We start from the raw sequence: 13,091 nt of genomic DNA on the forward strand, positions 1-13,091 counted from the left end.
ATTTTCACCTGTTTATTGGATAATTCCCATACTTACGAACTGCATCAGAAATAGCCATAAGAACTTCGTGTGGCACCTGACATGGGATCTCACCATGGTTGTCCGAAAGGATGAAACCTCCCCCTTTTGCAGCTTTATCAATGGCTTCTCTTACACTATATTCTGTTGTTTCAACAGTCCAGTTCCTCATATCGATACCATTCAGATTTCCAAGTACAGACATTCTTCCTTTGCATGCTGCTTTGACCTCTGCAAGGTCCTCCGTTGCACTTGTACAGACAACTGAAGCTCCTGTATCTGCAATATCATCTATGATCGGTAAAGCACTTCCTGATGCAAGATGCACCGCAGCAGGCCCTTTTAAGCTGGAGATCACCTTTTGCTCTACCAGTTTTCCAGTTTCCATATACAGCTCCTTTGGAACTATTGTTGGTGAAGATATAGGATCAAAATAACAAATAGTCGTAGCACCTGCTTCCAATTGTGCATTTGCCCATTCGATGCAGAAATCAGTATTTAATCCCATGAGTCTGTTGAACAATTCACGGTTTTCATACATGAGATCAAAATATTTGCTAAAACCAAGCTGCATAGGTGGTACAGAAAATGGAGACATGACCACTCCAATTATAGGCACATCCTCTCCGGAATCTTCTTTTAACAATTCAATGGTTTTTAGGACCTTAAGAAGCTGAGGACTATCCCACACATCGGGAGCTTCGAGACTTTCTATATCTTCCATACTCTTAATGAAAGGTGCCCCTGCATTAGCGGGTCCGTCCTCGTAGAATATAGTCTTGCCCCCCCAGGCTTCGGTCTCAAGTGACGCATAATAGAAAGGATAATAACAATCATGCCCGTATCTTTCCCTCATACGAATCTGCCCTTTAGCTACATATTCAGGCCTGGAAAAATATTCCTTAATTGACATACCCAGCTCTTTGGCACCATGCATGGTAAGTAAAAGGAAGTAAGGCACCCTGTCAGGTTCCTCCTGTCCAAGTGTGGTAAGTACACGTTCCATAGATGTCATTTCTTCGTTGACCATCAGAATTCCCCAATAAGTTCCTGAGCTATATGCATACCTTCCACAGCAGTTCTGGCCATTGCACTGGCATTGACCTCTTTCCATAATTCATCATCAAAAAGGAAAGGTGCACCACCTACTATGACCTTTGTGCCGTTTTTTTCCTTTTCTATGAACTCGGTAACCTCTTTTACTCTGAGTGCGTGGTTCAGCATAAGGGTGGAAATAAAAAGAACTTCGACTTTGTCAGATGCTATCTTTTTCTTGATCTTTTCAATAGACATACTGCCATAATCGATGAAATTGAACCCCATTGAACTGATCAGGGCCTTTAGGATCTGTTTTCCAAGCATGTGTTGGTCTTCAAGGGTCGTGATACCTATGACAGCTCTTGAAGTCCTCTGCGAACTTTCAACTGGAAGCGTTTTACTGGTTAACTCTTCTGCGATCTTGCTTGCCATATATTCCTGTGAAAGTGCGATGTCACCATGTTCCCACTTATATCCAATGCTTTCAAGTGCAGGTGAGATGATAGTATCAATTACCTTAAAAATATCTCCATTCTCATCAGCTAAAGCTTTTTTAATGATGTTCTCTGCTGCTATCCTGTCAATATTAAGCAAAGCATTCTCAAACCCTATAGCTAATCTTTTGTCAATACCCATATTCAAGTCCCTGAAATGTATTAATCCTAGAACTCATCATTCTACCAATATTAATAATAAATTTAAGAATTGAATCATATTAAGCATATCGCTATGATCCAAACCTATCGGCAAATATAGATTTTTCAATCAAAATAAGAGCAACTATAATTACATTGGGAGAACAATGCACATTTGGCACACCTAAATGAGTCCTTGTTGCCAATAAATATCTCATTTTTCATCGCCCCATTGGAATTGTAAATGTGAACTTGCTACCTTTGCCCGGTTCACTCTCGACCCAGACATCGCCGCTATGCATTTTAACATATTCCTTAACAAGCATGAGACCAAGTCCGGTACCACCATATTTACGAGTAGTTGACCCATCTAACTGCACAAAGGGCTTGAATATAGTTTCCAAATCCCCTTTTGAGATACCAATACCAGTATCAGTAATTGATATTTGTACATGATCTGTTTTTCGGACAGCATTGATAGTCACCATCCCACCAGTCGGTGTAAACTTAATGGCATTATCTACAAGAGCAGAAAGGATCTCTTTGACCTTGAACGCATCAGCAACAACCTCCGCTATCTGTGGGTCAACATGTGCCTCCAATAGTATACCTCCCCTCGATGCCATGTCAGCTTTTGAATCTTTTACTTCCGCAATGGCATTTTGCAGATCAAAAACATCACGTTTAAGACTCACATTACCAGATTCGATCTTGCACAAATCGAGTATATGATTGATGAACTCCAGCAGTTGGACACCATTACGTTTGATATTAGAAGCATATCTTTTCTGCTTCTTGCTAAGCTCACCAGCCATTTCATTGGCCAGGATGTCTGAAAATCCAATGATAGGATTAAGAGGTGTTCTTAGTTCATGACTAATATTCGCAATAAATTCTGATTTTGCCTTATTTGCATCTTCAGCTGCAATCTTAGCATTTATCAATGCCTCCTTTGCTTCCATCCAAATTGTGACGTCCCTGAGAATTGCCATCGTTGCCGGAAAACCCTGATACTGTATAATAGATGCACTTACATTTACAGGAATAGCAGTCCTATTTTTAGAGATTATATCTACATCATAATGATTTGAAATTCTTTCCCCATTTAATCTTCTCTTATACTTTTCCATTATAAGATCGATATATTCAGGTGAAACAAATTCAATAAAACTCTTATCGACTATTGCTTCATAAGAATATCCAGACATTTCCTGCATTGTTTTGTTCGCATATTTGATCGCATCACCCTGAAGGATAATTATCCCATCATTACTATTTTCCACGAGACTTGAATACTTTTTCTCACTCTCATACAGTTTTATATCGGCCTTTTTGCGTTCAGTGATGTCAAGTCCAGTAAAAGTAACTCCTTTTAATAGATCGTCCGGGTCTATAGGTGATGAACTAAGTATTAAGTCAATTATCTTGCCATCTTTTCTCTTCCATTGAGTTTCTACAGTTCCGATGCCCTGTTTTTGTATCTGGGAATATTTTTCCCTCCCGACATACTCAAATTCATCATCTGTAGGATAGAGTATCCTTGAACTCTGACCAAGCAATTCATCTCTTGAGTATCCTGTCATTTTACAAATCCGGTCATTAACTTCCCTGAGGATCCGCTCCTGAACAACACCTACACCAGTAGGTACAGCCCTGAAAATACTATTAAATCGATTTTCCCTTTCGCGGATATGTTCTTCTGCAACTTTGCGATCAGTGATATCAATATGCTGTAAAAGAACATTTGAAGGATAAGTTTTCGAAAGTGGTGTGACCTTCAGCAAAAACCAGCATTTTTCATCAGGACTGTGACAGGTGTACTCAATTTTAAAAACATTTTTTGTCCCATTTATGACATCAATTATACCTTTTGTTGCAGTAGAAACATCAATTGACTAATTACCATTTGGCCCATCGCATACTTTCAAGTAATTAGTGCCTTCATTGTATTTTACCGGATCAAAACCATTGTCTTTAGCAAACTGTTTCCAACTTTGATTCGTATAAATAAGAAGGCCATCGGGAGAGATGATTGCAATATGATCATCCCACATATCAAACAAAGAAGCTGTCTTTAAAATATCTTCAAAACCAGATCTATAAGTGTTAACCCCTGATGAATTATGGTCGTATTTTGTCATTAGCCACCAAACAAATATTATTGAAAATAAAATATAAGCAGTAATTTAATCATCACATATAATTTTTACTACAATATGAAATTATCCATATAAAACTAATATAAAATTATACGAATGGCATAATTATATAGCAACCAGAGAATTTCCATACAAGTTTAATAGAGCTGCGAAATTAAATAAATTCATTTAAGTTTTTAAAAAACTACCAAATATATTGAGAACATTTTCCCGACAAAAGTACCAACTCTTAAGAAACAGTAACATTATTTGCCTTCACCACATCTATTAACACATGAACACGTCACCAAAGATGCCTATAACCGATGAGCACATGCACATCGACCCCCGCGCAAAGGGACTGAAAGCTGTCAAAGAGTTCCAGAATGCAGGGGGAACCCACATCATTCTCGTTACAAAACCCACATGGACCATCGGCGTGGAGGTCACAAGACCGGAGGACTACAGGATCGTCTTCGATGAGACCGTTGACCTTGCCAGACAGATCAACGAGACCGGCGTGAAGGCGTTCCCGGTACTTGGTGTACACCCTGCTGAGATCACAAAACTGACCGAACGCATGGAACTTGAAAGGGCTGTTGAGCTTATGAAGAGTGGTCTCGAGATAGCTGCAAAGTACGTCGATGAAGGCCTTGCCGTGGGACTCAAGAGCGGGCGGCCTCACTACCCCGTTTCAGATGAGATATGGGATGCATCCAATGTCATCATGGAACATGGATTTATGCTTGCTAAGGAACAGGACTGTGCGATCCAGTTGCACACAGAGAGTGTCGAGGAACCGGAACTTATCGATATTACAGAAAGGGCAAAGAGAACAGGCATCCAGCTGAATAAGGTGGTTAAGCATTACGCCCCCCCTCTTGTAAATGTTTGTGAGAAGCTGGGTATCTTCCCGGGAATACTTGCAGGCAAAGGTGCCATCGAGCAGGCCCTTGAAGAGGGAACACGTTTCATGATGGAGACCGATTACATTGATGATCCTGAAAGACCGGGGGCTGTACTGGGACCAAAGACGATTCCCCGAAGGACATTGAAGCTTGTGGAATAGCACGGTGAAGAGCCGTTCTGGAAAATTCACAAGGAAAATGTTGAAGAGGTCTATGAAGTGGAGATCGAGCTATGAAGCTTGAATATTAAGTATTAAATCCCAAACTTTTTATTTTTAATTTTTAAACCCCGAAACCTTCCTGCAGACATTTTTCCCTTCTGCATCCGGCTGTTAACCTTAGCTCCTCACGTATCTTGATACAATTCTGCCACACCCCGTGGACATTGCAGTATGCAATGGCACAGAATTCCCGGTACTTACCAAAATTCACCAATCCGAACACAACCTCCGGTTTTACTCCCGGACCGAAGGTTGCTCTTCCGATGGTGACAGTATTCATCATCTTGGTGCGACCATACAGTTCAATGTATTCGATATGATGTTCCGGAGTGTTCGGATGTTTCACGTTTTCCCCCACAACAACCCGAATGTATTCCCTCCCTGTATTGTCGTAATTCCTGAGGACATCGATAGTGGGGATGTGTCTTTCTTTTGAACGGTCATCGACATTGTTTGTGTCTTCGGATCTTATGATGTCACTAAATTCCATGATGTCACCTGCTGGTTGTTGTGTTGTATTTTTTGGATCAAGGGCTATATGTAGGTGATTGCTGGGCACTGGAAATTACAAGCCCTACTCGTAAATTCAGATTCTCTTTTTTCTTTCAAGAGAAAAGGTCATGGCTAACATGAGCACTGCAATAACTACACTAAATCCGGGTGTTTTTTCAGGAGGAGATTCTGGCACAGATGCTAATGATGATGCAGGTCTGGATACCAGTTCTTCATCAAGAACAATTACTGATATTGCTAATCTGTCGCCCTTTATTGCTGTCGAAACAATTTTGTCCCCTTTTGGTGACCACTGAAGCATCAAACCTTCACCAATTCGAATCTGGTCAGTTCCATCACTGTTCATGATCCAGATTCCATATTCTCCAATGCTCCCGGAATTGAAAACAATTTTACTTCCATCAGGCGACCAGTCTGGATAAGACTGTGATACAAAATACTCGGAATTATTGGTAAGAGGTTTTTTATTACTACCATCACCATCTATTACCCATATGCTTGATGTATAATTTTCATGATCACCCTTTACATAAACTATTTTTGTACCATCAGGGGACCAGTCAATATTGTAAGCAGATCCGTCTACAAGTTGTATTTTATCGGATCCGTCTTTGTTCATTACCCAGATTCCACCATTGCCGGATTCATTTGATACAAAAGCTATTTTTTCCCCATCTGGTCGCCATGTTGCCCCGATATTATCTTTTCCACTGGTGGTGAGCTTTAGATTATTACTACCATCGTGATCAACAATCCAGATATCGTAATCTTTAGAAACTTTAGAAATATTGAATATTGGTTCTTTTTTGCCATTTATTTCTACGGTTTCCCAAACATTCCTGTTTTCAGAAGATGCAGAAACATAAACAATCTGTGAACTGTCTGGACTCCACGAAATGCCCCATCTGCCCGTCAATCCAAGCAAATTGTTTTCAAGATGTGCTCCGTGAGTTAATTGTTTCTTATTTGAACCGTTGACATTCATGATCCAAAGCTCATGATCACCTGTGCTGTTTGAAATGAACAGGAATTGTGTTCCATCGGGAGATAAAGGATTATTAAATCCAAGTCCGAGTATAGTATCTCCAGACGTGAGTTGAGTTTTGTTACTTCCATCAGCATCCATCATCCAAAAATCTACAACCCAATCTCCTGACGTTATGGTTTCGAGATCCGATGAAGTGTAAATGATCCTGTCACCATCAGGAGACCATTGAGGGAATCCGATGGATTCGGTGTCATTGGTAAGTTGCAATATTTCACTTGCATCAACAATGTTGATTGTGAAAAAACAAAGAAAGAAGATCAAGACGAGTTTTGTTTTCATAGCTTCATATCCAAGAGATAATTCTTTGAATTTCATTTTATAGATTTAACTAAGAATTTATATAATTATATGTATAAATTGTGATAATCAATGATATTATTTTAAATGATATGATTCAAATTATGAATTTGAGAACTGTTCCCGAGATGTTTAAGCAGAATTGGTATTGTCATCAATAACACAACATAACACGAATTAGAATTACATGATTTTTCCATACTGAGCTTTATTTTATAGAATTGATAGTTGCATTTATTGTAAAAAGTATGAAAAGACCTTTGATTAATATATTCTGAAAACTACATCCAGTGAAAATGAAAAAATGAACTTAAAAACATTGCTACATGATATACTATAAAGTGAGAACGTATAAGGCGTACAACTGCCGAATCAAATTCCGGTAATATTTCACCTCAACAGCAAACCTTTAATCCTGTCACCCAAATATCTCAAATCCGAACATATCCTTAAAAATACTACTTTCCACAAAACATGTCCCTCAAAAATATAATCGTCAAAGGTGCCAAAGAGCACAACCTCAAGAATGTCGACCTAGTCCTACCCCGTGATAAACTGATAGTCATCACAGGTCTCAGCGGATCAGGAAAATCATCCCTTGCTTTTGATACCATATATGCAGAAGGGCAGAGGCGATATGTTGAATCGCTCTCAGCTTATGCAAGGCAATTCCTGGGACTTATGGAAAAACCGGATGTTGAGTACATAGAAGGACTTTCCCCTGCGATATCCATCGAGCAGAAGACCACCAGCAAAAACCCTCGTTCCACAGTGGGAACAGTTACCGAGATCTATGATTACCTGAGGCTGCTCTATGCAAGGATAGGCATCAGGCACTGCCCTAAATGTGGCAAGGTCATCGAACCTCAAAGTGTCGACCAGATCGTTGACAGCATCATGAAAATAGAGGAAGGCTCAAAGGTCCATATCCTTGCACCTCTTGTGCGTGAGAGAAAGGGAGAGTACAAGAAACTGCTCACGGACCTCAGGGGAGAAGGATTTGCACGTGCAAGGGTGGATGGCGAGATCGTTGAACTGGATGATGCCGAAACCATCGAACTGGGACGCTACTACAAACACAACATCGAGGTAGTGGTAGACCGGCTTGTCATAAAGAAAGGAATGGAAGAAAGATTATCGGATTCCGTGGAAACCGCACTTGAGAAAAGCGGCGGGACACTGATGGTACATGTCCTTGACGGCGAAGAGATGGTGTTCAGTGAAAACCTGGCATGTACGGACTGCGGGATCGGGTTCGAGGAAATGGAACCTTCTGCATTCTCATTTAACAGCCCGCAGGGTGCCTGTGAAGAATGTCATGGACTTGGGACTTCAATGGAGTTCGACCCTGAACTTATCGTCCCTGACCCCACCCTTACATTGAGAGAAGGTGCAGTTGAGACCTGGAACAAGAAAGACGGTTACTACATGCAAGCCCTGGAGTCCGTGGGGAAGCGTTTCGGATTCTCACTCGATGTGCCCTTCGAGGAACTTGGACAGGAGCACAAGGATATAATCTTCAACGGCACCACCGAAATGGTCGATTTCGTGCATGTCGGTAAGAACGGTGGCATGTGGAAGCACAAAGGACGTTTCCGGGGAGTCATCTCCAACATCTCAAAGACGTATGATAATACTGAGTCAGAGAACACAAAGGACAGGCTGAGGAAGTACATCACCACCAAACCCTGTACGACCTGCACAGGCAACAGGCTAAAACCTGCCAGCCTTGCTGTGAGCATCAATGAAAGCAACATCATTGAGGTCACGCAAATGTCTGTGGAAACTGCATTGCATTTCTTTGAAGAACTTGAACCAAACCTTACGCCTCGCGAATATTCCATCGCAAGGCTGATCCTTAAGGAAATAAAGGCAAGGCTCGGGTTCCTCATGGACGTCGGACTTGATTACCTTACATTGAGCCGCTCGGCTGCGACCCTTTCAGGAGGAGAGGCACAGCGTATAAGGCTCGCAACACAGATTGGATCCAGTCTTATGGGCGTGCTGTATATTCTGGATGAGCCCAGCATAGGGCTGCACCAGAGAGACAATCTCAGACTTATCAATACATTGAAACATCTTCGTGATATCGGCAACACAGTTGTGGTTGTGGAACATGATGAAGAGACAATCCTCAATTCCGATCATGTGGTGGACATGGGACCAGGGGCCGGCATTCATGGTGGAGAGGTTGTAGCAGAAGGCACACCTGAACAGATCATGGAACACCCGGATTCACTTACCGGACAATACATGAGCGGAAAACTTGAGATAGCCGTCCCAAAGAAAAGACGCAAGCCCACAGGCAAACTGATCCTCAGGGGTGCATCACAGAACAACCTCAAAGGCATAGATGTGGAATTCCCACTCGGGGTCATGGCATGTGTCTCAGGCGTATCAGGTTCAGGAAAAAGCACCCTCATCAATGAGACCCTCAATAAGGTGCTTGCCCAGAAATTGCATCGTGCAAGGGACAGACCGGGCAAATATAAGGACATAAAGGGTCTCGACCAGATAGACAAGGTCATAACCATCGACCAGTCGCCTATCGGAAGGACACCACGTTCCAATCCGGCCACATATACTAACCTTTTCACACCCATACGGGAACTCTTTGCACAGACAAAGATGTCAAAATCCCGCGGATACAAACCTGGAAGATTCAGCTTCAATGTGCGCGGAGGCAGATGTGAGACCTGTTCAGGTGACGGAATCATAACTATTGAAATGCACTTTTTGCCTGATGTTTATGTGCCCTGTGAGGTCTGCCACGGGAAGCGATACAACCGTGAGACACTTGAGGTCACCTACAAGGAAAAGACCATCGCTGATGTACTTGATATGACCGTAGAGGAAGCAGTGGAATTCTTTGAAAATATTCCAAAGATAAAGAACAAGCTTCAGACACTCTACGATGTTGGTCTTGGTTACATCAAACTTGGCCAGTCCTCGACAACCCTCTCAGGAGGAGAGGCACAGCGTGTGAAGCTTGCAACAGAGCTTAGCAGGCGTTCCACCGGAAAGACAGTTTATATTCTTGATGAACCGACAACGGGACTACACTTTGACGATGTGAACAAGTTACTTGACGTGCTCCAGCGACTTGTGGATGCAGGCAATACGGTCATTGTCATAGAACACAACCTTGACGTTATCAAGACAGCAGACTGGGTGATAGATCTGGGTCCGGAAGGTGGAGAACGTGGTGGCAGTATTATTGCCAAAGGTACACCCGAGAAAATAGCAAAGAGCAAAGTATCCTATACAGGAGAATTCCTGAAAAGAGTGCTCAAAAAATAAGTTTAAAACTTAAAAGTGATTAAAAAGTAAAGAACTTGGAAACTTAAAGAGTTAAAAAAGATATCTGACCAACGTCAGATATCATGACCTTCAAAGCAGGAAAGACAGACCATATTCCCATCTTTTACACGAAGGCGTGTTTCCATAGTTTCCTCACCGCACTCCGTACATGCAATGGAACGATATACCATTGCTTTTTCAGGCGGTTCTATCTCAACCCTTGTTGCAGTGAACAACTCATCAGCTGGAATATCAAGAATTGCAAGACCTCTTTCAGCATGCCTTTTCCTGAACTCTTCCTGTTCCTCATCTGTTGCAGTGCCATTTCTTACTTTGGGGAAAAGCTCATTGTAACGTGGGTCTTCCCGGCGCTGGCGCGGATTGATCGATATCCGAAGTGCTTCGCTCTCTCCCCTTTTGAAGAAAGTATATACGTGCTTGCCGAGGTCCTTGAAGACAAGGTTTCCTTTTCCAAAGGTACATCCATTGATTACCTGAATGGCATCCACGCTGCATGACTTGTTCTCAACGACAGCCACAAGTTCCTCATCCTCTGAGCGGTCCTTGAACTGCTCGGCTGCATAGGTTGCAACCCTGTAACCAATAACAAGTCCCGGGCAGAGGTGCCCATGGAACTTTATTGCATCTTCCAGTTCCATGATCTCACCTTAGAACTGGCTTCTTATCTTTGCAGCTACGTTCTCGACCTGCTCCACAGCAGTACCGATGTACCTATCAGGGTTCACCAGGTCTGTGATATCGGATTCACTTAAGTATTGTGTGACTTCCGGTTTGCCAAGAAGAACATCCTTAAGGTGCATTCCTGATTCGTGTGCCTCCATTGCGGAGCTTCTGACGATCTCATGAGCTTCCTGCCTGCCGACACCACGCTTTGCAAGTTCGATCATGACAGACTCACCCATGTTAAGTCCACGAAGGAGATCAAGGTTCTTGCGTATGTTCTCAGGATAGAACCTGAGGTTCTCGATAACGCCAATAGCCAGTTTGAGAAGGTGATCTGTCAGCACACAGCTTTCAGGGAAAACGATCCTTTCGCATGAGGAGTTAGTAAGATCACGTTCATCCCATAGAGTGTTGTTAAGCAGTTCAGGCTCGACCATTGAGCGAACGATACGTGCCAGACCACTTATCTGCTCTGACTTGATCGGATTCCTCTTGTGAGGCATGGTGGAAGAACCTACCTGTTTCTTGCGGAAGCTCTCCTCTACCTCTGCGATCTCGCTCCTCTGGAGGGATCTGATCTCCACTGCGATCTTATCCAGAGTTGTTACTGTATTCGCCATCCACATAACGAATTCTGCATGACGGTCACGCTGGATGATCTGATTTGAAACATCAACGCTGCCAAGACCAAGATATTCCATTGCGTACTTTTGTATTTCGATACCGTCTTTTCCGAATGCTGCCTGTGTACCTACAGCTCCGGTCATCTGGCCTACCAGAAGACGTGGTGTAAGCTGGCCCAGACGTTCAAGGTGTCTTGCCATCTCACTTGCCCAGATCGCAAATCTGAGACCATATGTTGTTGGTACACCTATCTGACCATGTGTCCTTCCTGCACAGACAGTGTTCTTGTGCTCTTCTGCCTTTGTGAGCAAGACGTCCAGAAGTGTACGTACCTTATCCTCAAGGATAGCAACAGCATCCATCATCTGAAGTGCAGTAGCTGTATCCAGGATGTCGTTGGATGTTGCACCAAAGTGCACCCACTTAGCAGCATCCTCTGTACACTGCTCAGATATCGCAAGAACGATAGCCATCATATCATGGTGGATCTCATCTTCTATCTCTGTTACCCTTTCAAGTTTTACCTGATTTATGCTTTTCTCGATCTGTGCTGCAGCTTCAGCAGGAACAACACCGATCTTTGCTTCAGCTTGTGAAAGTGCTGCTTCGGTCTTTAGGAGCTTTTCAAGGCGATTTGCCTCACTCCAGACATATTTCATTTCGTCAGTACCGTAACGATATTCAATAGGATGGATTGCCATATATTTTGGTCTCCTTGGATTATGAAACTAAATTTACCAATGAACTATATGGGGTAGATAAACAACAAACCCATAAATAAGCTTTGAGCATGGAATCCCATTCTGCCTTAGAATGAGGTACTTAAGGACCATCAAGAAGGTAATATTTATCTATTGATAGACACCATAAATTATATTGTAGACAGGGGGAAATGATCGTGGAAAAATTATATGTATTTCTTGAAAAGCTCGACAAGAATGAATTTACCGGACAGGATATCGCCCTACTTTTAAAACAAATGGAAGAAGATTCAAGGCAGGGTATCATTGCATTAACAAAGGATGACATGCAATGGCTCGAAACATACGCATTCGGGTTGCAGCAATTTGAAGTTATGTGTAGCAAGGATCCATCCAAAATGAGAGCTGGTGACTGGAGACAGGTTGTTCATGATTTCAGCAAGGTCAGATTCTTTGTGGATGACATGGAAGAGAGAGGCCTGGTTAAGAACGTATTCTGGAATGTGGAAGGAATTGTTACATTTGATATTCCCGACAACTTCGGTTACAGGAATTTTATATATTGCAGGATAAAAAGCTATCTTGAGAAACTCTACAATCTACAAAAATGATCAGAATAATTGAATATGAATTGATTATAAATTGATTCGTTAATATTCAATTCAAGTAGATTATAGAACGGGCCTGCCGGGAATCGAACCCGGGTTCTAAGCTCCGGAGGCTAAAGTGATATCCACTACACCACAGGCCCATAAACATAACTATGTGTAATATATGTCATCACGTTAGTGACAAAAGTAACTGATTGTAGGATAAACCAATTATTATATTATTGTTTTGGGATTAGAACCTGACAAATGAACATATTTTCACAAAACACTCATATTTTGGAACACTTCAAGCATAATTATCAAGAATATACTCTTAAATGAGAAGCTTTCTGCATAATAAGAATCAAACTTCTCA

At 42.1% G+C, this 13,091-nt stretch carries 10 protein-coding genes, 1 tRNA gene and 1 pseudogene; 3 read left to right on the plus strand and 9 right to left on the minus strand.

What is annotated here, in order from left to right; translation table 11 throughout:
- Nucleotides 1-4: 4 nt before the first annotated feature.
- From LI82_RS08685 to LI82_RS08700, 4 genes are all read right to left on the minus strand, one after another.
- On the minus strand, nucleotides 5-1,048 hold the full coding sequence (locus LI82_RS08685) for a uroporphyrinogen decarboxylase family protein (RefSeq protein WP_048195068.1): 1,044 nt from the start codon (nucleotides 1,046-1,048) through the stop codon (nucleotides 5-7).
- Complete coding sequence (locus tag LI82_RS08690; RefSeq protein WP_048195070.1) at nucleotides 1,048-1,692, minus strand: cobalamin B12-binding domain-containing protein; 645 nt, start codon at nucleotides 1,690-1,692, stop codon at nucleotides 1,048-1,050. Before LI82_RS08690 ends, LI82_RS08685 begins: the two co-directional genes overlap by 1 nt.
- Before the next feature lie 220 nt (nucleotides 1,693-1,912).
- Nucleotides 1,913-3,475 carry a PAS domain-containing sensor histidine kinase gene (locus tag LI82_RS08695; protein ID WP_048195072.1) on the minus strand — a complete coding sequence of 521 codons (1,563 nt, stop codon included), beginning with the start codon at nucleotides 3,473-3,475 and terminating at the stop codon, nucleotides 1,913-1,915.
- 111 nt (nucleotides 3,476-3,586) lie between these two features.
- Complete coding sequence (locus tag LI82_RS08700) at nucleotides 3,587-3,832, minus strand: hypothetical protein (RefSeq protein ID WP_048195074.1); 246 nt, start codon at nucleotides 3,830-3,832, stop codon at nucleotides 3,587-3,589.
- 292 nt (nucleotides 3,833-4,124) lie between these two features.
- Between LI82_RS08700 and LI82_RS08705 the strand changes: the two are divergent.
- Nucleotides 4,125-4,973 (plus strand): annotated as a pseudogene (locus tag LI82_RS08705) (TatD family hydrolase).
- A 46-nt stretch (nucleotides 4,974-5,019) separates the two neighbouring features.
- On the opposite strand, the gene LI82_RS08710 reads toward LI82_RS08705, so the two are convergent.
- Together LI82_RS08710 and LI82_RS08715 are read right to left on the minus strand one after the other, a co-directional pair.
- Entirely contained in the window at nucleotides 5,020-5,448 is a 429-nt protein-coding gene (locus LI82_RS08710; protein ID WP_052402853.1) for a desulfoferrodoxin family protein, read from the minus strand.
- A 96-nt stretch (nucleotides 5,449-5,544) separates the two neighbouring features.
- A complete protein-coding gene (locus LI82_RS08715; protein ID WP_048195076.1) occupies nucleotides 5,545-6,834 on the minus strand; it encodes a TolB family protein in 1,290 nt (429 codons plus the stop codon).
- Between the two features lie 456 nt (nucleotides 6,835-7,290).
- On the opposite strand from LI82_RS08715, the gene uvrA reads away from it, so the two are divergent.
- Nucleotides 7,291-10,116 carry an excinuclease ABC subunit UvrA gene (gene uvrA, locus LI82_RS08720; protein ID WP_048195078.1) on the plus strand — a complete coding sequence of 942 codons (2,826 nt, stop codon included), beginning with the start codon at nucleotides 7,291-7,293 and terminating at the stop codon, nucleotides 10,114-10,116.
- A gap of 74 nt (nucleotides 10,117-10,190) precedes the next feature.
- Here uvrA and LI82_RS08725 read toward each other — a convergent pair whose 3' ends face one another.
- Together LI82_RS08725 and purB are read right to left on the minus strand one after the other, a co-directional pair.
- Entirely contained in the window at nucleotides 10,191-10,775 is a 585-nt protein-coding gene (locus LI82_RS08725; RefSeq protein WP_048195080.1) for an FmdE family protein, read from the minus strand.
- A 9-nt stretch (nucleotides 10,776-10,784) separates the two neighbouring features.
- On the minus strand, nucleotides 10,785-12,125 hold the full coding sequence (gene purB, locus LI82_RS08730) for an adenylosuccinate lyase (protein ID WP_048195082.1): 1,341 nt from the start codon (nucleotides 12,123-12,125) through the stop codon (nucleotides 10,785-10,787).
- A 197-nt stretch (nucleotides 12,126-12,322) separates the two neighbouring features.
- Here purB and LI82_RS08735 point away from each other — a divergent pair, with 197 nt between their 5' ends.
- On the plus strand, nucleotides 12,323-12,736 hold the full coding sequence (locus tag LI82_RS08735) for a hypothetical protein (RefSeq protein ID WP_048196177.1): 414 nt from the start codon (nucleotides 12,323-12,325) through the stop codon (nucleotides 12,734-12,736).
- Nucleotides 12,737-12,804: 68 nt separating this feature from the next.
- Here the strand turns inward: LI82_RS08735 and LI82_RS08740 are convergent.
- Nucleotides 12,805-12,876, minus strand: a tRNA-Arg gene (locus tag LI82_RS08740).
- Nucleotides 12,877-13,091: the final 215 nt, after the last annotated feature.

The sequence above is a fragment of the Methanococcoides methylutens genome, assembly GCF_000765475.1.
Lineage (GTDB): Archaea > Halobacteriota > Methanosarcinia > Methanosarcinales > Methanosarcinaceae > Methanococcoides > Methanococcoides methylutens.